The organism is Caproiciproducens sp. NJN-50 (assembly GCF_004103755.1).
Classification (GTDB): Bacteria; Bacillota; Clostridia; order Oscillospirales; family Acutalibacteraceae; genus Caproicibacter.
Genome location: NZ_CP035283.1, coordinates 1,051,125 through 1,075,885 on the forward strand (window position 1 = coordinate 1,051,125; position 24,761 = coordinate 1,075,885).

The 24,761-nt window shown below is 53.0% G+C and carries 17 protein-coding genes; 16 read left to right on the plus strand and 1 reads right to left on the minus strand.

Annotated elements, in window-relative coordinates:
- Positions 1-168 precede the first annotated feature (168 nt).
- Positions 169-1,560 carry an MBOAT family O-acyltransferase gene (locus EQM14_RS05010; protein ID WP_128741921.1) on the plus strand — a complete coding sequence of 464 codons (1,392 nt, stop codon included), beginning with the start codon at positions 169-171 and terminating at the stop codon, positions 1,558-1,560.
- Between the two features lie 30 nt (positions 1,561-1,590).
- The gene (locus tag EQM14_RS05015; RefSeq protein ID WP_164918972.1) at positions 1,591-2,766 is read left to right on the plus strand and encodes a DHHW family protein; all 1,176 of its coding nucleotides are present in this window, start codon (positions 1,591-1,593) and stop codon (positions 2,764-2,766) included.
- Positions 2,767-2,803: 37 nt separating this feature from the next.
- Here the strand turns inward: EQM14_RS05015 and spoIID are convergent, their stop codons facing one another.
- Positions 2,804-3,799, minus strand: coding sequence for a stage II sporulation protein D (gene spoIID / locus EQM14_RS05020; RefSeq protein ID WP_128741923.1), 996 nt, complete (start codon positions 3,797-3,799; stop codon positions 2,804-2,806).
- A gap of 269 nt (positions 3,800-4,068) precedes the next feature.
- On the opposite strand from spoIID, the gene EQM14_RS05025 reads away from it, so the two are divergent.
- From EQM14_RS05025 to glgA, 14 genes are all read left to right on the plus strand, one after another.
- Complete coding sequence (locus tag EQM14_RS05025; RefSeq protein ID WP_128741924.1) at positions 4,069-5,436, plus strand: citrate/2-methylcitrate synthase; 1,368 nt, start codon at positions 4,069-4,071, stop codon at positions 5,434-5,436.
- A 20-nt stretch (positions 5,437-5,456) separates the two neighbouring features.
- On the plus strand, positions 5,457-6,446 hold the full coding sequence (locus EQM14_RS05030; protein WP_128741925.1) for a hypothetical protein: 990 nt from the start codon (positions 5,457-5,459) through the stop codon (positions 6,444-6,446).
- 92 nt (positions 6,447-6,538) lie between these two features.
- The gene (gap, locus tag EQM14_RS05035) at positions 6,539-7,555 is read left to right on the plus strand and encodes a type I glyceraldehyde-3-phosphate dehydrogenase (protein WP_128741926.1); all 1,017 of its coding nucleotides are present in this window, start codon (positions 6,539-6,541) and stop codon (positions 7,553-7,555) included.
- Positions 7,556-8,419: 864 nt separating this feature from the next.
- Positions 8,420-9,112 (plus strand): hypothetical protein, encoded by a 693-nt coding sequence (locus tag EQM14_RS05040; RefSeq protein WP_128741927.1) that lies wholly within the window; start codon positions 8,420-8,422, stop codon positions 9,110-9,112.
- Between the two features lie 24 nt (positions 9,113-9,136).
- The gene (locus EQM14_RS05045) at positions 9,137-10,054 is read left to right on the plus strand and encodes a hypothetical protein (RefSeq protein ID WP_128741928.1); all 918 of its coding nucleotides are present in this window, start codon (positions 9,137-9,139) and stop codon (positions 10,052-10,054) included.
- Positions 10,055-10,114: 60 nt separating this feature from the next.
- Positions 10,115-11,734 carry a hypothetical protein gene (locus EQM14_RS05050; RefSeq protein WP_128741929.1) on the plus strand — a complete coding sequence of 540 codons (1,620 nt, stop codon included), beginning with the start codon at positions 10,115-10,117 and terminating at the stop codon, positions 11,732-11,734.
- 14 nt (positions 11,735-11,748) lie between these two features.
- Complete coding sequence (locus EQM14_RS05055; RefSeq protein ID WP_128741930.1) at positions 11,749-13,980, plus strand: glycosyltransferase family 2 protein; 2,232 nt, start codon at positions 11,749-11,751, stop codon at positions 13,978-13,980.
- A gap of 46 nt (positions 13,981-14,026) precedes the next feature.
- Positions 14,027-14,821, plus strand: a complete 795-nt coding sequence (locus tag EQM14_RS05060; RefSeq protein WP_243112640.1) for a polyprenol monophosphomannose synthase — start codon at positions 14,027-14,029, stop codon at positions 14,819-14,821.
- A complete protein-coding gene (locus EQM14_RS05065; protein ID WP_128741931.1) occupies positions 14,787-17,201 on the plus strand; it encodes a cellulose biosynthesis cyclic di-GMP-binding regulatory protein BcsB in 2,415 nt (804 codons plus the stop codon). Before EQM14_RS05060 ends, EQM14_RS05065 begins: the two co-directional genes overlap by 35 nt.
- Before the next feature lie 12 nt (positions 17,202-17,213).
- Complete coding sequence (locus EQM14_RS05070) at positions 17,214-18,524, plus strand: sugar phosphate nucleotidyltransferase (RefSeq protein ID WP_128741932.1); 1,311 nt, start codon at positions 17,214-17,216, stop codon at positions 18,522-18,524.
- Between the two features lie 429 nt (positions 18,525-18,953).
- A complete protein-coding gene (gene glgB, locus EQM14_RS05075) occupies positions 18,954-20,948 on the plus strand; it encodes a 1,4-alpha-glucan branching protein GlgB (RefSeq protein ID WP_128741933.1) in 1,995 nt (664 codons plus the stop codon).
- Position 20,949: 1 nt separating this feature from the next.
- Complete coding sequence (locus EQM14_RS05080) at positions 20,950-22,185, plus strand: glucose-1-phosphate adenylyltransferase (RefSeq protein WP_128741934.1); 1,236 nt, start codon at positions 20,950-20,952, stop codon at positions 22,183-22,185.
- The gene (gene glgD / locus EQM14_RS05085; RefSeq protein WP_128741935.1) at positions 22,172-23,284 is read left to right on the plus strand and encodes a glucose-1-phosphate adenylyltransferase subunit GlgD; all 1,113 of its coding nucleotides are present in this window, start codon (positions 22,172-22,174) and stop codon (positions 23,282-23,284) included. The genes EQM14_RS05080 and glgD overlap by 14 nt, the downstream gene beginning before the upstream one ends.
- Before the next feature lie 39 nt (positions 23,285-23,323).
- Positions 23,324-24,751, plus strand: coding sequence for a glycogen synthase GlgA (glgA, locus tag EQM14_RS05090; RefSeq protein ID WP_128741936.1), 1,428 nt, complete (start codon positions 23,324-23,326; stop codon positions 24,749-24,751).
- The last annotated feature ends 10 nt before the right edge of the window (positions 24,752-24,761 follow it).

Consider the following 24,761-nt stretch of genomic DNA (forward strand, 5'->3'; position numbering starts at 1 on the left):
TAGTTGAAAAGGGCCGCCGGGTCCCCGGCAGCGCATTTTGAAAGGGATGCACCGGGCGGCTGATGCGGGAGAACGCAAAGAAACATCTTTGCGTTCTCTTGCTTTTTTTCGTCCATTCTTTTACAATAGGAATCGGAAGAATAATCGGGGGAAAGGACCAGGAAACATATGATATTCAGCAGCCTCTTTTTTATTTTTATCTTTCTTCCGGTTTCGCTGGCGGCGTATTATCTGCTGCCGCGCAAGTGGAGAAACCTCTGCCTTTTTGCTTTCAGCCTTGTCTTCTACGCCTGGGGCGAGCCGGTTTATGTGTTCCTGATGCTGTTTACCGCCGTCTTCGATTACGCGGTCGGGGCGCTGCTGGAGCGCTTTTCCGGCCGGCCGGCCCTGCGCCGCGCCGTGCTGGTTTTCGGCATTTGCGTGAACCTGGGGATGCTGGCCTGGTTTAAATACGCGGCGCTGTTTGTTTCCACGGCCAACTCGATTTTTTCCCTGTCGCTGCCGGTTCCCGCCGCCGCGCTGCCGATCGGCATTTCGTTCTATACCTTTGAGTCCATTTCTTATTCCGTCGACATTTACCGCGGCGAGGCGCGCGCGCAGGGGAACCTGGTCGACTTCGGCACTTATATTTCATTTTTTCCCCATCTGATTTCCGGGCCGATCATCCAGTATAAAGAGATGCGGGCCCAGCTGCGGGGAAGGGCGGAATCGATGGAGCATGTGACGGAAGGCGCGCTGCGCTTTCTTCACGGCCTGTTCAAAAAAGTGCTGCTTGCGAACAATCTTGCGCTCATCGCGGACAAAGTGCAGTATTTCGGCAATCCCACGGCGCTGAGCGCATGGCTTGGCGCGCTTGCCTTCACTTTTCAGATTTACTTTGATTTTTCCGGCTATACCGATATGGCGATCGGGCTTGGCCGGATGTTCGGTTTTGTCCTGCCGGAAAATTTCAACATGCCTTACAGCGCGCAGAGCGCCTCCGATTTCTGGCGGCGTTGGCATATGACGCTGGGCCGCTGGTTTCGCGACTATTTGTATATTCCGCTCGGCGGCAATCGGTGCTCCACTGTCAGGCTTGTCCGCAACCTGGCGGTTGTCTGGGTGCTGACGGGCTTTTGGCACGGCTCCAGTTGGAATTTCGCGGTTTGGGGCGCATACTGGGGCTTCCTGATTATCTGTGAGAAATTATTTTTGCAGAAGTGGCTGGACCGGATCCCGGTATTCTTTCGCTGGCTGTACGCGTTTTTGGCCGCGGTTGTCGGCTGGGTGTTTTTTTCCTATACGGATATTCAGAAAGCCTGTGGCGTTGTGGCCGCGATGTTTGGGTTTTCCGGCGGTTCCGACGCCCTGGGAGTCTACACGCTGATGACCGGTATGCCGATTCTGCTGCTTGCCGCGCTGTTCTGCACGCCTTATCCGGCAAAGCTGATCCGGTGGCTCGACCAAAAGGGGAGAGGCGGGCTTGTGGTCCGCTGCGCCGGCATGACAATACTCTTTCTATTTTCGATTGCCGCGCTTGTTGACAATTCCTATAACCCGTTTTTGTATTTTCGTTTCTGACGGGAAATGTTGATTGACAGGGGGAAAAAGATGCTCCGATTAAAAAAGTGGGCCGGTTGCCGGCCGGCCGCGTCTTCGGCGGCATTGCTGCTTGCCGGGTCGGTCCTGACGGGGTTGATTTGGCTTGCGGCGGCGCCGAAACAGGCTTTTTCCGAGAATGAGAACAGAGTTCTGGAACCCGCGCCGGTTCCGTCTGTTGACTCCATATTGAGCGGCAGCTTTATGAAATCGGCGGAAAATTATGTCGTCGATCATTTCCCGCTGCGCGACCCTTTTGTCTCATTGAATACCGCGGAACAGATTTTGCTTGGCAAAAGGGATCTTGCGGCGGATTACAGCACTGTGCCCGCGGAGGGCGGCGTTTACTTCGGCAAAGACGATCATATTTACGAAGTGCTCCTGCCGGACAAAACCGGGATTTTCCGGAACAATGCCTCCGCTCTGGCGGATTTTGCGGAAAAGTCCGGCGTTTCGCTGACCATTTTGCCGGTGCCTTCCGGCTCTCAGGAACAGCCGGAGAACCTTCCTTATTCCGCGCCGAACCATGACCAGCGGCAGGAGTATAAGGAGCTGGAGCAGGCGGTAGGGCGAAAGGCGGTGGTGGTCGATCTGTTCGATAAGCTCAGCCTGAAAACGGGCGGCGATTATTATTTCAAGACCGATCACCATTGGAATGCCTACGGGGCTTATATCGGCTATGCGGCGCTTTCCGAGGCAATGGGGTTCCCCTGCGTGAAGCAAAGCGCGTTTGCCTACAGGGCAGTGGCACAGCCTTTTTATGGTATGCTTTATTCCAAAGCCGTCAACACATGGCAGAAGCCGGACGCATTGGTCCTCCCCTTCGTGAAAGGGAATTCGTCTGTCGTCCAGGTAACGGCGGGGAAAATACACCGGGGAATATACTGGGAGGAATATCTCGATAAAAAAGACAAATATTCAGTCTATCTCGGCGGGAATCCGTCATTGACGGTAGTGAAAAATCCGGACGCGCAGGGAGGAAAACTCCTTTTGCTGAAGGATTCCTATGCAAATTCCATGATTCCTTATCTTTCACAGAATTTTTCGGAGATTCACTTGGTTGACCTTAGATATTACAATAAGGATATTTATGAATATATTACACAGAATGGAATAAAACAGGTTGCGGCCGTTTATAGCATGAAACAGCTTTGTGACGTTTCCATCGCGAATAAGCTGAGGCGGTAAGACGAAAAATCCCCTTGGATGGTTTGGGCCGGCCTTTTTATGTTTCGAGCGTGGTGGATGGATAGTACCAGGAAAGGATCTGCCGGTAATTCGCCCCTTCTTTTGCCATGTATTGTGCGCCGGTTTGGCTCATGCCGACATCGTGGCCATAACCGAGCACGAGAAAGGTGAACTGACCGTTGGAGTAATTCACAGTGAAGTTAGCGGAGCGCAGCCCAAAGGCCGCGCGGGCCGCGTTCCCGGTGATGCTTTTGCCGCCCAGCGGGATGTTTTTGACCGAGCCGGCGGCGGTGCGTTCAGCGGTGCCGACCCAGCCGGAGGGGTCGCCTGAAAGATTTGCATCCGGCGCCGCGGCAAGAATAGCCGTTTTCATTTTGTCTGTGGGCAGGGTGACGGTGGTCTGGTATCCGCCCGCGAAGCGGTCGCCGGGACTCGCGACGGAAACCAGATAGGGACGCGCTCCCCCCCAGACGTCTGCGGAAGATTCCGTATTCCCCGATGAAATGGCATAGTAGGTGGCTTCGATCAATTCGCCGCTGCTGCGCAGGGTCTGCCCGAAGACAGGGTCGATCGCCGTCTTGAGCGCCTGTGCGTATTCGTCATAGTGGCTGCCCCAGCGTTTTCTGCGCAGATCGTCGGTCAGGTAGATCTGTCCGTTTTGGAGGTCGGCGGAAAAATCCGCTCCGTTCAGCGATGCGTCAGGCGTCTTTTTTTGAATTTCACGCAGCCGGCTGTAATAGGTATAACAGGCTACCGCCTGCGCTTTCAGGGCTTCCGTTTCCGCGCTGGGCGACATTTCGGCCGCGACGCCTCCGGTCATAAATTCGCGGTCACCGACCGTCAGGATTTGCTTGGTGCCTGAGTCCATGATGTGAAAAGAGCTGCCGGTGATCGCCGGTTCGGAGCTTGGATTTTTTCCTGCCTGAGAGCCGTCTTTGCTTGCCGCGGAGCTGCCGATTGCGGCAAATGGGATGAAAAACATGGCTAGAAAAAGGATAAGACCCAGAAGGATTTCTCCCCTGCGATGCTGCATTCCATATTCCTCCTTTACCATTCATACATTTTTCATTTTAAATGATTCAGCCGACCACTTATATAGTATCTATAAAGAATAAACACGCAATAAAATGAAATATTTAACAAATTATATTGCAAAAACAGACGCCAAAGTGGGCAGAGAGTCACTTGACTTTAATTGCCTGGTGGGATAAAATACATTTAAAATAAAGTTAGGGTCGGGCCGCGTTGTTTTCCGCTCGGAGCAGCGGCTTTATTTTTTATCATGAAAGGAAAGGTGCTAGGATGGCGGAAATCAATCTGGAAAACCACAGCCCGGAACTGGAGAACCTTTGCGGCGAGTTCCGCGCCAATAATCGAATTGCCCCGGAAAAATTCGATCTTTATCAGGTGAAGCGCGGATTGCGGAATCCGGATGGCACGGGTGTCATGGCGGGGCTCACTTTGATCTGCAATGTTCACGGGTATCTGATTGCGGATGGTGAACTGATCCCGGACGTAGGGAAATTGACTTACCGCGGCATTGATCTGAATGATATCGTGGATGGATGCACATCGGAAAACCGGTTCGGATTTGAAGAGGTCGCGTGGCTTCTTTTATTCGGAAAGCAACCTACAGCCGGCCAACTGGAGCAGTTTAAAATGGTGCTCAGCGGTTTCCGGGAACTGCCGGAGTATTTCGCGGAAGACATGATTATCAAAGCTCCTTCCAAAAATGTAATGAACAAGCTGGCCCGGTCCGTTCTGGCGCTTTATTCCTATGACGAAGACCCTGACAACCCGTCCCTGGAGAACAACATGCGCCAGGCGATTCAGCTGATTGCCCGTCTGCCCACCATCATGACTTACGCCTATCAGGTCAAACGCCGGCGCTTCGATAAGAAGAGCATGTATTTTCATCCCCTGGATCCCAGCCAGTCCACTGCGGAGTCCATCCTGAATGCGATTCGTCCGGACCGCTCATTTACGGACGAGGAGGCGAAACTGCTTGATATCTGCATGATGATCCATGCGGAGCACGGAGGCGGAAATAACTCTACGTTTACCGCCCGGGTGCTTTCTTCGACGGGGACTGACATCTATTCGGCGATCAGCGCCGCGATCGGGTCGCTGAAGGGACCGAGGCACGGCGGAGCGAATCACCGGGTTATGACGATGATGAACGGCCTGATGGAAAGCGTGAAGGACTGGAAAGACGACGATGAAATATCCGGTTACCTGGAAAAAATACTGCGTAAAAAAGTGCCGGACCACTCCGGGCTGATCTATGGGATCGGCCATGCGGTTTACACGCTCTCCGATCCGCGTGCCGTCATTCTGAAAAAACAGGCACGCAGACTTGCGGAGGAACGCGGAATGCTGGAAAAGCTGGAACTGTTTGAGCGGGTGGAACAGCTCGCGCCGGGAGTGTTTGCAAAAGTGACGGGAAATCCGAAAGTGATGTGCGCGAACGTCGACTTTTATTCCGGCCTGATTTATGAGATGCTGGGCATTCCGAGCGACTTGTACACACCGCTTTTTGCTGTTTCAAGGATAGCCGGGTGGTGCGCCCATCGCATTGAGGAAATGGAAACGTGCGGACGGATCATGCGCCCGGCGTACCGCTCGCTTTCCAAAAATGTTCCTTATCTGCCAATTGACCAAAGAATGTGATATATATGGGGGAAGTTGATATGAAACGGGCTTGGATCTCCTTTTGGGTGACTCTGGGGTTGGTTCTTCCGATCAGAATTTTTGCAATGCTCCGGTATCTGAATCCGCAGACCGGATTTTACTCGGATGGCGGCAGAGTGGTTGGCGCGGCTTCCGCCTTGCTGATTGCGGGCATTTTTCTGACCGTGTTTTTTGCCGGACGGGCCGCGGTGGGAGAGTTTGGAACTGAACCATTGAAGAATATCCCCGCTGCCGTTTTAGGAGCGTTTGCGGGAATTTTTGTGGTGGTTCAGTCCGTTGTCGGGATCGGCACCGGCTTTTTGGGGGAGGGGCAAATCTTTTACCAGATCTATTCCTATCTGGGAATTCTGGCCGGCGGCGTGCTGCTGATGACAGCCTATGGTTTCGCGGCCGGTCTGCGCACGGTTGGAAGCCGTCCGATCCTCGCGCTGATCCCTTCCGTCTGGGGCTGCTTTTTCCTGGTTGTTCTGTTTATCACTTACTCGGCGGCCGTCAATCTCGTAGAGGATGTCTATCATACATTTACGGTTGTTTTTCTGCTTTTATTCCTGTTTACACAGGCAAAACTGCTCACGGGTATAGAAAGTGCGAAAACCGGAAAAATGATTTATGTGACAGGCTTTCCCGCGGCGCTGCTTTCGCTGGTGACGGGCGTGCCGAGCTGCATCCAGTACTTTGGGACAGGGGAAACCGCCGGCTTTATTTCCATTGGCCTGCATATGGCGAACATCATGCTGGCGTTTTATATTATCGCTTTTCTTCTCGCGCTGCGCCCTTCGCTTTGTCCGGCCAAGACGGATATGACCTTCGCTCCGTCCCGGCAGCCGGGAAAATCTGCTGAAGATGGGGACAAGCCGGAAGTCGAGGAAAATTCCATCGCCGTGTATGCCGGGTTTCTGGCCAAGGTTTGTGGAAGCGGAGAAAAGTTCATAGAAGCCGGCGTCAGTCCGTTCTACACCCCGGAGGAATCCATAGCGGAAGAAAGCTAGTTAAAATATTATCAAAAAGCTTGTAAAAGTATTCCTGATGTAATAAAATAAATAGGAAAGAATGGACCGAAAAGATTAGGAGGTAGCAGTTTATGTCCATCAAGATTGGTATCAATGGTTTTGGCCGTATCGGGCGTCTCGTGTTCCGTGCGGCGGCCGCACAGCCCGAGACTTTTGAGGTCGTCGGTATTAATGATCCCTTTATCGACCCGGATTACATGGTGTACATGGTGAAATACGATACCATGCACGGTCATTTCCAGGGTGAAGTCAAATCGGAAGATGGAAAACTGATTGTGAACGGCAAAGCCATTTCTGTTTATGCGGAGAAGGATCCTTCCCAGATTCCGTGGGGGAAAGTAGGCGCCGAATATGTGGTGGAGTCCACGGGCGTATTCCCCAGCACTGAAAAGGCTTCTGCCCATATCGCTGCCGGCGCGAAAAAAGTCGTTATATCGGCGCCTGCGAAAGACGACACGCCGACTTTTGTCTGCGGTGTGAATCTTGACATGTATAAAAAGGATATGAAGGTTGTTTCCAATGCTTCCTGCACAACAAACTGCCTTGCTCCGATCGTAAAGGTTGTCAATGACAAATTTGGGATCGTGGAAGGTCTGATGACCACGGTGCATTCCACCACGGCGACCCAGAAAACCGTCGATGGTCCTTCAAAGAAGGACTGGCGCGGCGGCCGCGCGGCAGCGGGCAATATCATTCCGTCCACGACCGGCGCCGCCAAAGCCTGTGCGCTCGTGATTCCATCCGTGAAAGGCAAGCTGACCGGCATGTCCATGCGCGTACCGACCCTGGATGTTTCCGTCGTCGATCTGACCGTCAGCCTCGCGAAACCCACTACCTATGAAGCCATCTGCGATGCAATGAAGGAAGCTTCCGAAGGCGATATGAAAGGAATTCTGGGGTATACGGAGGATATGGTTGTTTCTTCCGATTTCCTCGGCGATGCCCGTACCTCCATTTTTGATGCCAAGGCCGGTATTATGCTGAATGACCATTTTGTCAAACTGGTTTCCTGGTACGATAATGAATGGGGCTACAGCAACAAGGTTCTGGAGCTCATCAAGCACATGTTCAAAGTCGACCATGAATAATTTTCTACTGTGATTGAGGCCCTTTACCGAAGTATGCTTCGTGCTCCGGTAAAGGGCCTTTCTATGTTGCTGTCATTTGAGGCAGGTAAAGAAAGATTTTACAAATCAATTCTTTTCGCTTCCGAAATGATGTGTTATACTAAAAAAACTGTATGGTTCTTACTTCTGTTAAATTCAGTCGTTGTTTCCATCATAAATGCGCTCTCCATATGTCGCTGATACTGTTTTAAAATATGCAAATAATTTTTTGTTTTCAGAAAATTTTTTTCTTTACATGTGGTTGCAGTTCATTTATAATTATTCACGAATAAAAGAAGTATATAAAGGTTCCGCTGGGATCCTTGAACGAGACCGAAACTAAGCTGATGGAGTATTCCTGTGCTAAGGTTCTGCAAAAATTCTGAGCGGGCATTTTGGCACTTTATTGTGATTCCAGGTGGGAATCTGCCTGCTGTGCGACGAAATCAGACACGATTTGACATTGCGCCGTCAGAGGCGGATGGGATGGAAAAGAATCTGCTCTTCAAGAGAGGTGCAGGTTCCTGTGCGTCCTGTTTCACAATCGGGAAATTTCTAAAAATAAACTGAGTGACAAATAAGGAAGAATCTGCTATGATAGCTGATGTTATAATACGTTGGAGCTGAAATTTATTGTCGAAAAAAGTAAGCATTTAATTGTACGGTGAATATCGAAATCGGATTCATGCATGCTTTAGTCCAAAATCAGATATAATAGGAGACATACCACTTTTGGAAAATTTAATCGAAACAGTCAGCCGTTCTAGACGCTTTCCTGAAATCGTTTTAACGAAACCGGGACCCTTGGAATTCTAAAGTTTTTATCTAAAAGTGGGAGGCCCGTACATGGATGACGAACTTCCGATCAAACCCAAGCTCACATATTTGGCCGATAGACGGTGGATCATTTCATTTGCGCTGCTTCTTTTTTTGGCGGAATCCGCTTATGGGTTCTATCAGGGACTTATCCTGCAGGTCCTTCCCGCCGATGCCATCAGCCGCGTGGCAAATGCCTATTATGTGGTTGCAGTGCAGCCTCCCCGGCTAAGCTCGATCGGTCTGATCTGGAATCCACTTCCAAGTTTGCTGGAACTTCCTTTTGTGGCACTTGCTCCACTTTGGAAACCGCTTGTTTCCCGCGGACTTGTCAGTTGTTTGGTCACGGCGGCGTTTTCTGCTTTGACGGCGTACGTATTACTGAGTGCTTTCTTAAAATTCCAGATATCGAAAACTTACGCATTGTTTTTCACATTCCTTTATATTCTGCACCCCTACATTTTCTATTACGGCTCCAATGGAATGAGCGAATCGATCTTTTTTTTCTTCATTATCTACTGTATCTGCAACTTAACTCTTTGGTTCGCATGCGGCAGCGGCAGTTATTTGATCAGAATAGCTTTTGGCCTTGCGGGTGGTTTTCTGGTAAGATATGAAACCATACCTTTTGCAGTAGGAATCGGTGTTTGCATCATCCTCAATATTCTGTTTAATACTAGAGAAAGCTCCTACTGGGCGGCGGGTGGACGACGGTTCGAATAGTTTCGCTATATGGAAGGTACGCTGGTGATGCTTTATACGCCGGCTGTTTATACCGCTTTGGTATGGGTTCTGATCTGCTGGGTGATAACCGGGAATCCCCTCTATTTTTTCAATTCCAATTATTCCAACATGGCGCAGAGCGAAAGCGCCGTTCAGGTTTCTACGGTTCCGGGACTGATCCAGTATGTTTCTTTCCGCGCCATGCCCTTTTTAATGGTGTTTTTCGCAATCATCGCAATGCGTTTTATCGGCCGTGCGGTTTTCCGGTATGATTTTCTTTGCCTTGTCTGTCTGGTCCTGTCGCTCCTTTTGTTCCATATCCTCATGTACTGGAATGGAAGCTCCTTCGGGTGGCTGCGTTTTTTCTGCTACAGTCTTCCGGTTTGCGCTGCCTTTCTTCCCTATGAGAGTGCCGCCTGCCGGGACGGATACTTCAAACTCGGCCGGGCGGGAAAGCACTATGCGGGAAGGCGGGAGAAGCGCCTTGGGCCTGGGAGCAAAGTACCCGTTTCGCAGAAATTTTTCGCCGTGTTGCTGTCGGCCGCTCTGGTCGTATCCGTTATTCTGCTGAACAACGTCATGCAGGGCAGGAAGATCCCGGACTATGAGGGAAGCACTCATGACGAGGAATATCGTATTGCGGATTATATCAATGATAAGCTGCCGGACAGGACGATCCTGACCGATGTTTTTACGACATATAACATAGCTCTCAATGTGGATCATTTTCAGAAACTTGTGGTCAGCAGCAGTACAAATTTCAATGCATGTATCGCGGATCCTGTTGGGAACGGGGTGGAGTACGTACTCGTACCGGACCCGAAGGATGCGCCGAGCGATGCCATTAATCTGGCTTATCCGAATCTGTACAATCAGGGAACGGATTGGTGCGTCGAAGTCCGTGATTTTTCAGGCTATAAACTGTTTCAGGTGACCGGCTGAAAACGGATGCCCCTTCCGGTGAATTCTGATCCGGCAGGTACGTTTCTGGAGGGATATAAAATGTCAGTGGCTTTGCCAAAACACATGAAGCCGGATCATCTGAGCCGGAAAACGATCGTGTGTGTTGCCATTGCCCTGTTTGCGGCAGAAGTTCTTTACGGGCTCTATATCGGAATCGTGCAGGAAATGATGCCCGGAGACGCAATCAGCCGGGTGGCCAACGCCTATTATGTCCTTGCCGTAAAACCGGTTCGGCTGAGCTCCATCGGGCTGATCTGGAATCCGCTCCCGAGTCTGATGGAGCTTCCGTTGGTCGCCTTGTCTCCGCTATGGAAGCCACTGATTTCCCGCGGGATTTCCGGGAGTATCATTACCGCTCTGTTTTCCGCCCTTTCTGTGGGAGTCCTTCTCAAAACTTTTTCAAGATTTTGTATTTCCAAATTTTATTCATTCCTTATCGCGCTTTTTTTTGCTTTGCATCCTTATATTTTTCGCTACGGAGCGAATGGCATGAGCGAGGCCATGTTTTTCTTCTTTATTATTTACTGTATCTGCAATTTGATCTTATGGTTTCGGGAAGGGAGTTCCAGTTACATTGTAAAAATAGCTTTCGGCCTTGTCGGGGGCTTCCTTACCCGCTATGAGACGATACCGTTTGCTATGGGAATTGGTTTCTGCGTGGTTCTGAACATCCTGTATAACCCGAAGGAGAAAAAATACTGGTCTGCCGGAAACCGGAAAAGGGAGCGGTATCGTTATATTGAGGGAACGCTGGTCATGCTGTATACTCCGGCCGTTTATGCAGGAATTGTCTGGATTTTGCTCTGCTGGGTCATAACGGGGAATCCCTTCTATTTTCTGAACTCCAATTACTCGAATTCCGGGCAAAGCGCTTTCGCCGACGGGGCAAGTTCCCTTCCGGTGCTGGTGAGCTATATTTCCCGCCGCGCCATACCGTTTCTTCCGCCGTTTTTTGCAATTGTTCTTATGCGCATCGTCCGCAAGAGCTTATTCAAGGCCGATTTTCTCTGCCTTCTTGCCCTTGTGCTGTCACTTCTCGGTTTTCATATCCTGTTGTACTGGCGGGGCTCCTCGTTCGGTTGGCTGCGCTTCTTTTGTTATAGCCTTCCCATCTGCATCGCCTGGCTGCCCTATGAACTGTCGACGTATCAAGAGTCTGAGCCTGCTCATTTCCGGACACCGGCTCTTTCCTCGCCCGTAATACGGACAAAAAACGTAATGCTGAATTTTTTTAAGGTCCTAATACCTGTCTCCCTTATTGTTTCCGTCTTTCTGGTGCAAATTGTAATGTCGGACTACGTGATTGCGGACCAAGAGGGCGGCGCGAGCGCGTTTCAGGAAAACCTTCAGGTTGCGGATTACATTAATAATCACCTGCCGGACAAAATTGTACTCACCGATGTCTTTACTACCTATAATGTCGCCATGAACGTCGATCATTTTGACAATCTTGTTGTCAGCAGCAGCCTCAATTTCAAACAATGTGTCGCCGACCCGGTCGGTAACGGCATCAATTATCTGCTGATTCCCAATCCGATGGGGATCAGCAACAATGACGCGATCAATCTTGCTTACCCGGGCCTTTACGTGAACGGTGCGGACTGGTGTGCGGAAGAAAAGGACTTTGGAGATTTTAAACTCTTTCGCATCACCGGATAGCGGAAAGGAAAACGATGGAGAAAACAGAAAAGCGGCTCGGGGAAAAACTTCTTGAGGCCGGCTACATTACGGAAAAACAGCTTGAGGAAGCCGTCGCCATGCAGCAGCGTGACGGTGGGCTGATTGGCGACTGCCTGGTCCGGTACGGATATCTTTCTCCTTATCAGCTTTCCGATTTTATTTACCAGAACCAGTTTTCAAAGTTGGGAGAGCTGCTGATTCAGGACGGCAGGATCGACCGGGAGCAGCTGAGGCAGGCGCTGGAATACCAGAAACAGTACGGCGGAAGGATCGGGAGCATCTGTGTGCATCTCGGCTTTCTGACGGAGAAAGAGCTGGAGCAGACGCTGCGGGGGCACAGCCGCAGCAAGGGGAGGCTGGGCGAAATCCTGCTGCGTGACGGAGTCCTGACGCAGGAACAACTGGACAGGGCGATCGAGATGCAGCAGAAGAGCGGCGGACAGCTTGGCGAAATTCTGCTGTTTCTGCATGCGATCGATCAGGAAACTCTCTGCCGGGAGCTCGCCAAGCAGTTCGAGCTTGGCCGTGTCGGGGAAGAGGTGGAGGTAGAAAAGGGGAAAAACCTGCCCTATGCGATGGCGAACCGATATCAGGCGATCGTTGTTTCCGAACGGGACGACAGGGATCTTCTCGCCGTGAGGAACCGCCTGGACGACAAGGCGGTCCGGGCGATCGAGGAATATCTGGGCAAGCCGGTGGAACAGGTTCTGGCGACGCCGGAGGAAATGAATCGTTGGTGGCAACAGCATTTTCAAAAAGTCCAGCGCCATAAAAGCATTTTCGACCTTTATGACACACAGCCGGAAAATTCCGCCATTGTGACGTTCAGCACGCCTCAGCTGATCGTTCTGATTGCAGTCGGCATCCTCATATTGACGGGCTTTATTGTGGATTGGCTTTCCACTCTGTTTATTGTCAATCTGGTAGTCCAGATCGTATATGCCGTTATGACGTTTCTCAAACTGTATCTTGTCCTGAAGGGGGAAGATGAAGAATACCAGCTTCGGTTTTCGGACGAAGAGGTTGCCGGGATCGATGAAAAGGAACTGCCGGTCTACACCATCCTGGTTCCCGTCTATCACGAAGCTGCGGTGATCGAGACTCTGCTCAGGCACATCGCGGGAATGGATTATCCGAAATACAAGCTGGATGTGCGGATTCTGCTGGAAGAGGACGACCAGGAGACCATCGAAGCCGTTTCCTCGCTTCTGAAATCCGGCCGTCTGCCGATTGATTTTGTTCCGATCATAGTGCCGAAATCTCAGCCGCAGACAAAGCCGAAGGCCTGTAATTACGGGCTTTTGCAGGCGCGCGGCGAGTATGTCGTCATCTACGATGCGGAGGACCGGCCGGAACCCGATCAGCTGAAAAAGGTGTTTCTGTCCTTTCAGACGCTGCCGCAGGAATTTGTGTGCGTACAGGCAAAACTAAACTATTACAACAGCGAGCAAAACTTTCTGACAAGGCTTTTTACACAGGAATACAGCATGTGGTTTGAAAACCTTCTGGTCGGCGTCATGTCAATGGACATTCCGGTTCCGCTCGGCGGCACCTCGAATCATTTCAAAATGAGCTTTCTGCGTGAGGTAGGGGGCTGGGACCCTTTCAATGTCACGGAGGACGCGGACCTCGGGGTAAGGCTGTTCAAATTCCGGTACAAGACGGTGGTTCTGGACTCCCGCACGTGGGAGGAGGCGAATTCCACCGTCAGAGGCTGGATCCGGCAGCGTTCCCGGTGGATCAAGGGATATATGCAGACCTGGCTTGTGCATATGCGGCATCCGGTCAAACTGTACCGAGACCTCGGGCTGAGGGGCTACATCGGATATCACGCGATGGTTCTCGGCACCCCCGCGCTTCCGCTCATCAATCCGCTCCTTTGGCTGATGATGATCCTCTGGTTCGCAACGAAAGCCTGGTGGATTCAGTACCTGTTTCCCGGATTTCTCTATTATATCGCCATGATTCAGCTCCTGTTCGGCAATTTCATGTTTACCTACATTAATCTGATCGGCATGTATTCTGTGATTCGGGACTGCAACCTGAAAAACAAGCCGATCTTTTCCTACGCGCTGATTAAATATGCCCTCTTGACACCGGCTTACTGGGTCCTGATGAGCGTAGCGGCGTACAAGGCGCTGTTCCAGCTGCTGAAGAAACCCTTTTATTGGGAAAAGACGGTTCACGGGCTGGACGACGAGGAAGAAACGATGGATTCCGGCTGAGGCAGCTTGAGGATTTTTGAAAAGAGGGGAAAGGGGAGAAAAAAGCGTGCGGATTTCCGTTGTTGTGCCGGTCCGCAATGAGGCGGAGAATATCGCTCCGTTGCTGAGTGAGATCTCCAAAGCGCTCGAGGGTATTTCTTTTGAAGTTATTTTTGTAGATGACAGCACGGACGGTACACCCGAAATCATCCAAAAAGAGGCGATGCGGAGCCGGGCGCCCGTGCGAATGGAACACAGGGAGGGACAAAGCGGCCTTTCTTCCGCCGTGCTGCGGGGATTCGAACTGGCCGAGGGCGATTTTGTCGCCGTGATGGACGCCGATCTGCAACACCCTCCCACAATGCTGCGGAGCATGTACTGTGCCATGCTTCACGGCGCCGATCTCTGCCTGCCCAGCAGGCGGATACCCGGCGGAGGGGACCCTGGGCTTAAGGGCTCTCGAAAGTTTGTCTCCTCGACGGCGGCATGGATGGGAAAGGTCATGGTCGCCAGGCTCCGCCCGCTTTCGGACCCGACCGGCGGGCTGTTCATGGTAAGAAGGCCGCTGCTGGAAGGGGCGGGGTTGAAGCCGATTGGCTGGAAGATCCTGGCGGAAGTCGCCGCAGTTTGCCCCTGTGAAAAAATCATAGAAATTCCGTATGTGTTTCAGAAACGGAACAGCGGAACGTCGAAAATATCACTGAAGGTCACGCTGGAATATATCGGGCAGCTGGTTTCACTCCTGACAAGAGCGCGGAAAGGCGGCCGATTCAGGGTGGAACGCTGGTCGGAACAACAAGTTACTGAAAGTCTGGAGGAGTTGAAAGGTGCGCAAAATAGTGAAGAAGAGGTCTCACGTTAAAATCCTGGTTGCTCTATTTCTGTTGTTTTCGGTTCTGGCCGCCGGGCCCGCGCAGGATGTTTTTGCGGCGTCCCAGGAGCCACTGAAATCGGCTTCTTCCATGTCCGAGGCGGACCGGCAGGCGGCGGCTCAGAAACAGGAGCAGGAACGCCTGACTACGGCTGCGGACGCTGCAAAACGGAAAGCGGATCAGCTTGTTGCCGAGGGAAAACTGAATCGTCTGAACAGCGACTATGTCGATGTTCAACTCTTTGCACAAACCGTACACCTGAGCATGCCGAAAAACACGGCTTCCTTCTGGTTTAGCATTCCGAAGGGGACGTCGTTAAAAGACGGCTGTTCGCTGAATCTTGACGTCACGATTTCCACCACGCTGATCGATAACCGTTCCAGTATCTCTCTGGCGGTCAACGGTACAACGCTTGAGACAAAATGGATTTATGACGTCGTGAAAAACCAGACCGCATGGTGGAAGGTAAATGTGCCCGTCAGCCTGCTGAAGACGGACGGCAGCGCCAACGATCTGACGATTACCACGACGCAGCGCTCCATTGAGGGCGACTGCGCGGACATCGACAATCCTTCGAACTGGGTAAGATTCGACCCGGACTCCTACTTACATCTTGCCGTCGGGAGCTATGCGGAACCGTCCCTCGGGAATCTCTACTCTTATTTCTACGACAATCTGGACGACAGCAACGGCATTCAGAACGAATTCATTCTTCCGCGGTCCCCGGATGCTGCCGTGATTTCAAAGATGCTCAAGGTTTCTTCCGCGATCGGTGCAAACAGCCGGTGGAAAAATCTTCTGAATTTCAAGGTGTCGGAATTATCTCCGTCCGACTCGTCGATCCGTAATAAAATCTATCTCGGCCTGGTGCAGAATTGGACGGGGAACGGGAATCTGACTCTGCCGGGCGCGCTTGCCGAGGAGGAGGGCTTTCTTTCGGTCAAAGGAAACAGCGCGCTGATTACCGGGCGAAGTGAGACCGGACTGCAGAAAGCAGCGGATTTTTTCTCGGGTTCCGCTTATCTCAACAGGATTGATGCAAAAAGCCTGGTTGTCAAATCGGAGATTCCGAATTCCTCCGTGCAGCTCAAACCGAACGACACCGGCTACTATACGCTGAAAGATTTCGGCTACAGCGACATCAATCTGGCCGGGGCGTTCCATCAGAGTACGACTTTGACGCTGACGCAGCCAAGCGGGGTGAAAAGCGGAACGGCCTCTTATGTCAACGTGAAATTCCGCCATTCAAAGGCTCTTTCCACCGATGCGTCGTTGCTGACGGTCTACCTGAACGACGTGGCCTACGGCAGCGCCAGACTCAACAGCTCAAATGCGGACGGAGGCTCGATCAAGATCAAGATTCCGGACGATGTGCTGCAGCAGGAAGCAATCAGCTTGAAAATCGACGTCTACAACTACCTCGGGAAGATCGACTGTTCAAAGGATTGGTACGACACGGCCTGGACGGTGATCGACAAGGCCAGCGAGGTCTATTTTGAACCTGGCAACAACGGTGTTGCGCCGACGCTTGCCAATTTCCCGACCTTCAGCATGTTTACAACGGATGACGCAACGGGAATCATGATGATTGCGCCGGGATATTCCAATACGGAAATGCTTTCTCTCATGAGCCTGCTCTCCGGAAAAGCCGGACAGAACAGCGGAAACGTATTCAATTTTTCGGTAAGTGATTCTTTCGACAAGCTGACCGACCAGGATCGGAAGAAAAATATGATTCTCGTCGGTTCCTACGATCAGCTGAAACTGCCTCAGGAGGTCTCCTCGGCACTGGGCGTGGCGCCCGAAGGGGGAGACACGTTCCGAATCTCCAAAGATCTGCCCATTACCCCGGAAACGCTTCAGAACAAGACTTTGATCCAGGTAATCCGCTCCCCCTGGAACTTTTACAAGAAAATTTATGTTGTCACATATGACAAATCCATGCAGAAAAACCTGATCGCATTTTTGAGTGACAAAACGCTTTCCGGTCAGCTTTCTGATGAGATCAGCGTAGTCAATGCGGACGGCGAAGTAACGAGCTACCCGCTTGGTGCCGATACGGGCGTGTCCTCAGGGGTCCCGCTTTCCTGGGAGCGGGCGAAATATCTGGTCGAAAAGTGGACCGGGATCCCACTCTGGGCCATGGCCGTTATCCTTCTGCTTGTCGTGATCTGCCTGATCCTTTTGATCCGGCTGTCCAGAAATAAAAAGCGGTTTCAGAAAAATGCGGAGAAAATGCGCAAGAGCATTGAGAAGGATTCGTCCGCGGAGGACGTGTCAGCTCCCCCTGCGGACCGCTTGCCGGACCTTCCGGATGCACCGGCAGAGGAACAGGAAAAGGGGAAAAAGGGCCCGAACCATTTTAGATGATGAGACCCGAATATGAGAACAGATAGGGGAGAGATGATGTATACCGTCCTGCTTTCCGGCGGTTCCGGGAAAAGGCTGTGGCCCATTTCCGGTCCTATGCGGTCCAAACAATATTTGATGTTTCTGAAAGACAGCCGGACCGGCGAACCCTGTTCGATGGTCCAGCGCGTATGGGCCCAGCTTGAAAAGGCAAATCTTGCAGGGAACTGTATCGTTTGCGCGGACAGAACGCAGAAAGAGCTTCTCCGCAAACAGCTTGGCGGCGTCCGGATTTCGGAGGAGCCGGAGGGGCGCGACACCTTTCCTGCGGTGGCTCTTTCCTGCGCGTACCTGAAAAGCAGGCTGCACGCGAAAGACGACGACATCGCCTGCATTTTGCCAGTCGACCCATATGCGGAGCAGGCGTTTTTCGAGTCCCTGAAACTCCTGCCGTCCGTGCTGGAAAGCAGCGGCGCTTCCATTGTGCTGATGGGCGTAAGGCCCTCCTCCCCCTCCGGCAAATACGGCTATATCGTCCCGCTGCTGTATGGGGACGGGTATTTCCGTGTACGGTGTTTTCAGGAAAAACCGGGGGAGGAACAGGCCCGGGATCTGATTGCGCGGGGGGCGCTCTGGAACTGCGGCGTGTTCTGCCTGAAGATAGGAACGGTCCTGAAAAAGCTCGCCGGATTGGGTCTGCCCGGGGATTACGACGAGTTGTACCGGGTATACGAAAAGCTGCCCGCCGTCAGCTTCGATTATGAGATTTTGGAAAAATCAAAGGATCTTGTGGCGGTGCCGTTCGACGGTATGTGGAAGGACCTCGGCACATGGGGCGCCTTCGCTGAAATCATGGAACAGCCTGCGCGGGGAGAGTGTTTCATCGATTCCTCCTGCAGCGGGGCGCGGGTCGTCAACGAAACGCAAATCCCCGTGGTGGCGCTCGGCCTGAAAGATCAGATGGTGGTCGCAAGCTATGACGGGATTCTGGTGACGGACAAAAACCACAGTTCGCGTCTCAAGCAGATTGTTTCCAACCTGCCGCCCCGGCCCGGACTGGAAGAGAGTTACTGGGGAGCCGCTGTGGTGCTGGACTACCGACCCGGAGAAAACGGTTACCTGGTTCGCCGGGTTCGAGTGCATGCAGGACAGAAATTCGGACCCAAATGCCGGGAAGGGCTGGGCGAAGTCTGGACGGTTCTTTCAGGAAGCGGAAGATTGGTATGCGGTGAAACGGAACGGAGGCTGCGGGCCGGCGATGCCGTACCGCTCTGCGGGGAGGAGCCGTATTCCCTGTCTGCGGACACGGAGCTCCTGTTTCTTCAGGCTCGGACCGGCGGTTGACGAATAGTATGGAATGCGGAAAATAGGTGGTTCCAATTTTGGATACGATTTTATATTTGAAGCGTATACAGAGCAGTATCGCCTTAGGCAGCAGAAGATGGCTGTCTAAGGCAGTCTTTTTGTCTATATCAAAAACAGCGTAAAAATAGTTCTTTGAGGGCAGTCTGAAAAAGCCGATGCTTTGGCGGCTGGAGCATGAAAAGTAAAATGTGGCGGAGAGAAAAGCGGGGATCAAACAGAAATCGACAGGCGGACTGTGCTAAGATAAAAACAGATTCGCTGTTACAAAAAATAATCAGGGAATTTTATAACAAAACAAACAAAAAAATAAAAAAATATATAAAAATAACTTTAATAATTACCAAATGCAACTTGATATTTTTCCGGATTGTGTTATGATAAAGACAAAAGTAAAGGGGGCCAAGCACCATGCAGAAGACAAAGATGCAGGAAGGCATGGACCCGTCTCTGACTGGGTTCCTGGAAGGGACAAACTTCAGAGTTTTTGATTACATGGGGGTGCATCAGTCCAGCCGCGGCGGCCGGAAAGGGATGCTGTGCCGCGTTTGGGCGCCGAATGCGATGGAAGTCTCCATTGTCGGTGATTTCGACCGCTGGCAGTCCGGGCACGATCCGATGGAGCCTGTCGGCGGGGGAGTGTGGGAGTGCTTCCTGACCGGGGTGTGGAATCGGTTCGATTCCTATAAGTTCTGCATTGTCACATCGGACGGCCGGAAGCTTTACAAAAGCGATCCCTATGCGTATCATTTCGAGTCCGGGGAAGGCAAAGCTTCCAAATATTACGATATCGAGGGATTTCCATGGAAAGACGGCGCATGGATGCGGCACAAAACGGCAAAACCGCATTACGAACAGCCCGTCAATGTCTATGAAATCCATCCGGGCTCCTGGAAGAGAAACGCTGCGGGCGGGGTCCTTTCCTATGACGAGCTGGCGGACAAGCTGGTGCCTTACCTGAAGAATATGGGCTACACGCATGTGGAGCTTATGCCGGTGACCGAGTATCCCTTTGAAGGTTCGTGGGGATATCAGGTGACCGGGTATTTTGCTCCGACCTGCCGGTACGGAGAGCCGAAGCAGTTCATGAGCTTTGTGGAAAAATGCCACGAGGCCGGCATCGGGGTGATCCTTGACTGGGTTCCCGGCCATTTCCCGAAGGATGAATTCGGGCTGGCGCGGTTCGACGGGACGCCCTGTTATGAATATGCGGATCCCCGAAAGGGAGAACATAAGGATTGGGGGACTCTTGTCTTTGACTATGGCCGCAGGGAGGTCGTCAGTTTCCTGATTTCGAGCGCGGTTTTCTGGCTGGAGAAATATCATGTAGACGGCATCCGGGTGGACGCGGTCGCGTCAATGCTTTATCTGGACTACAGCCGGAAAGAGGGGGAATGGATCCCGAACCAAAACGGAGGAAGGGAAAATCTGGAGGCCGTCGCATTCCTGCAAAAGCTGAATGAAGTCGTATTCGCCCTGTTTCCCAGCGTGATGATGATTGCGGAGGAATCGACCGCGTGGCCGATGGTATCCAGGCCGACCTACTCCGGAGGCCTCGGCTTCAACTACAAATGGAACATGGGCTGGATGAACGACATGCTGCACTACCTCACGCTGGATCCGGTTTACCGCCCTTTCAATCATGATAATCTCACATTCTCTTTTTTCTACGCTTTTTCGGAGAACTTTATTCTCCCTGTTTCCCACGACGAAGTCGTGCATGGGAAAAAGTCTCTGATTGAGAAGATGCCCGGGTCCTATGAACAGAAATTCGCGGGAGTGCGGGCGTTCCTGTGCTACATGATGGCGCACCCCGGCAAAAAGCTGATTTTCATGGGGACCGAGTTCAGCCAGTTCATTGAGTGGAACTATAAGCAGCAGTTGGACTGGGTGCTGCTGGATTACGAGCAGCACCGCAGGCAGCAGAATTTTTTTCGGGATCTGAACCATTTTTATCTGAATACGCCCGCCCTTTGGGAAATAGATTTTTCCTGGGAGGGTTTTTCGTGGATTTCCAATGACGACTACACGCAGAGCGTGATCGCGTTCCGCAGGATCGACAAATCGGGAAAGGAACTGATTGCGGTCTGCAATTTTCAGCCGGTCCGGCGGGACGATTACTGCATCGGCGCACCGGTTCCCGGCGTTTACGAGGAAGTGTTTTCCTCCGACGCGCTCAAGTACGGAGGCAGCGGCATCAGCAACGGTTCCTCCATCAGGAGCGTGAAAACGCCGATGCACGGCTGCGAGCAGTCGATCAGCCTGACGCTGCCGCCGCTTTCCGTCATTTATCTGAAATGCAAGCGGCGCAGAGCGAAATCCTCAAGCGGCTCATCCGGTCCGCTTGAGAGCGGGGGAAATCGGAAAACCGGCGGGTCTACGGCCGGAATCAAGGAGGAGAACTGACATGTTGCCGAAGCAACAGGTTGTGGCCATGCTGCTGGCGGGCGGCCAGGGAAGCAGGCTTGGAGTGCTGACAAGGAATCTGGCGAAACCCGCCGTTCCATACGGAGGGAAATACCGGATCATCGATTTTCCCTTGTCCAACTGCGTCAATTCCGGGATCGAGACCGTCGGCGTTCTGACGCAGTACCAGCCGATGATCCTGAACGAATACATAGGCAGCGGGCAGCCGTGGGATCTGGACAGCATGAACGCGGGAGTCCATGTGCTTCCGCCGTTCCAGCGCAGCCGCAGGTCCGACTGGTATAAAGGGACCGCAAACGCGATCTATCAGAATATTCCGTTTATCGAGCGCTACCATCCCGATTATGTGGTGGTCCTTTCCGGCGATCACATCTACAAAATGGATTATTCCCGGATGATCGCCTTCCACAAAGAGAAAGAAGCGGACTGCACGATCGCCACGATAGAAGTTCCCATGGAGGAGGCTTCCCGGTTCGGCATTCTCAATACGAACCCGGACGGCTCCGTCTATGAATTCGACGAAAAGCCGAAGAATCCGAAGAGCAATCAGGCTTCCATGGGCATTTATGTGTTCAACTGGGGCAAGCTCAGAAATTACCTGGAAGCGGACGAAGCGGACCCGAAATCTTCGAATGATTTCGGAAAGGACGTGCTGCCCGCCATGCTCGGCGCGGGCGAACGCATCTTTGCCTACCGGTTCGAAGGGTACTGGAAGGATGTCGGGACCATCGAAAGCCTTTGGGAGTCCAACATGGATCTGCTGGACCCGAACATCCCGCTGGACCTGAACGAGGAAAGCTGGAAGATCTACACCCGCAACCCCGTCATGCCGCCCCACTATATCGCGAAGGGCGCCCGCGTGCAGAACTCGCTTGTGGCGGAAGGCGGAAGCGTCTATGGGGAGATCGACTTCGCCGTCCTTTTTTCCGGTGTTACGATCGCTCCGGGCGCGGTGGTCCGCGACTCGATCATCATGCCGAACACCCGCGTGGAGGAGGGGGCCGTCGTTCAGTATGCCATTGTCGCAGAAGACTGCGTGATCGGCCGCGGGGCCAGGATCGGGGTCCGACCGGAAGATATCGTCGATAAGGACGAATGGGGCGTTGCAGTCGTCGGCAACGGGTGCGCTATTCCGCCGGGCGCCGTGATTGCGCCGAAGGCTATGGTCGACCCCGAGACATTCACGGAGGAGGCGGGAAAGAATGCGCGGAAATAATGTGCTTGGCCTGATTTTTTCCAACATTCACGAAGAGCAGCTCCGCGACCTGACCGAGCTCCGCACCATGGGCTCCGTGCCGTTTGGGGGGAGGTACCGCATGATCGACTTTCCCCTCTCCAACATGGTTAATTCCGGGATCAACAAGGTCGGCGTCATCACCAAAAGCAACTACCAGTCCCTGATGGACCATCTCGGTTCGGGAAAGGCGTGGGACCTTTCCCGGAAGAGGGAGGGCCTGTATATCCTGCCGCCGTTCGAAGACACGCGCATGGCCAACAACAGGATCGAATCGCTGGCTTCCATCAAGAGATTCCTGACTAATTCCAAAGAGGACCTGGTCCTGATTTCCGACTGCGACGTGATCTGTAATATCGACTATTCCGACGTGGTTTCCCTCCATCTCCAGAAGGACGCCGACATCACGATGGTCTGCCGCTTTGGGCCACTGCCTCAGAAGACCGCCGAGCCCGTCGTCCTTACGGCCGATCCGGAAGGCCGCGTCGTCGACCTTCTGATCGGCCCGCGCACGGACGGGGAATGCTGTTACGGAATGGGAATGATCCTGCTCGGGCGCGAGCTCCTGATCCGCCTGGTGGACGACTGCGTCAGCCGGAATCTGTACAGCTTCAAACGGGACCTGCTTCAGAGGAATCTCGGCTCGCTGCGGATGTATTCCTATGCATTCCGGGGATATGCGCAGATGATCTGCTCGCCCGTCTCCTATTTTGCGGCCAATATGGAACTGATGCAGCCGGATGTCCGGGCGCAGCTTTTCAACCCGGACCGCCCGGTTTACACCAAGGTGCGCGACGACATGCCGGCGAGGTACGGCCTTGGGTCCGAAGTCTCCAATTCCCTGATTGCCGACGGCTGCGTCATCGACGGCGAGGTGCGCGACAGCGTTCTCTTCCGGGGCGTGCGGGTCGGCAAGGGCGCCGTTGTGGAGAACTGCGTGATCCTTCAGGATGCACGGATTCGTCCGGGATGCAGGCTGAAATATGTCATTACGGACAAAGATGTCCTGATTCAGAATGACCGCTCTCTGCTCGGATTCGAGTCCTACCCGATTTTTATCAGCAAGGGCAGCGTCGTGTGACGCTTTCAGAGTCACGATTTCACGCAAGGGGGTATTTCAATGAAGGTACTGTACTGTACGAGCGAAGCAATCCCGTTTGCTTCGACGGGCGGGCTGGCGGAGGTCGCCGGTTCGCTGCCGCAGGCGCTGAGGCTCCGCCTGATCGGCTGCCGCGTGGTGATGCCTCTGTATGAGGACGTTCCGAAAGAACTTCGCGACGGTATGAAATTTCTCACCAGCCTGTCCGTGCCGGTCGCTTGGAGGAGACAATACTGTGGCGTTTTTGAAACGCATGTCGGAGGCGTGATCTTTTACCTGATCGACAACCAGTATTATTTCAAGCGGCACGGCCTTTACGGGCACTTTGACGACGCGGAGCGCTTCGCGTTTTTTTCCCGCGCCGTGCTGGAGATGCTGCCGTATCTCGATTTTAAGCCGGATGTCATTCACGTGAACGACTGGCAGACGGCTCTGGTTCCGGTTTATTACAGCACGTTTTACGCGGACGCCGACTGGTTCCGGGGGATCAAAACGGTTCTGACCATCCACAATATCCAGTATCAGGGAAAATACGGAGAAGAGCTGCTGGAGGATGTCCTCGGCCTGCCGAAGAGCAGTCTGCCGGTTCTCCAGTTCGGCGAATGCGTCAATTTCCTCAAAGGCGCCATTGAATGCGCCAACCGCGTGACGACCGTCAGCCCGACCTACGCCTCGGAAATCCTCGACCCGTGGTATTCCCATGGGCTGGACAGTATCCTGAGGGAGCGCAAGTGGAAGCTCTCCGGCATACTGAACGGGATCGACACCGCGGTTTACAATCCGGAGACGGACCCGGACATCTATTCGAATTATTCGGCGGGCGATCCGTCGGGCAAAGCGGAAAACAAGACGGAACTGCAAAAGCGGCTGAATCTTGCGGTTTCAGGGGAGACGCCGCTGATTGGGATGGTGACCCGCATGGTCTCCCACAAGGGGTTGGACCTGGTCCGCGACTCGTTGGACAGTCTGCTGAATTCAACGGACTGCCAGTTTGTCATTCTCGGCTCCGGCGACTGGGAGTACGAAACGTTTTTCCGGGAGCTCCAGGGGCGTTTCTCCGGCCGTGTGTGCGCCTGCTTTGGCTTTGTGCCGGAACTTTCCCACAAGATCTACGCGGCGAGCGACATTTTCCTGATGCCGTCCAGGAGCGAGCCCTGCGGCCTTTCCCAGATGATCGCGCTGCGTTACGGGTCGGTTCCGGTGGTCAGGGAGACCGGCGGCCTGAAGGATTCCGTCACCGACAGCGGAGACGGGGAGGGCAACGGCTTTACCTTTCAGAATTACGACGGGGAAGACATGCTCCATGCCTTAGGCCGCGCGGTTCAGGGGTACAGGAACCGCGAAGGCTGGGAGATCCTGGTGCGCCGAGGGATGGAATGCGATTACAGCTGGGGCCACTCCGCGAATGAATATATCCGGCTGTACCGCAGTCTGTTGAAAAACGGCTGATTTATCCAGC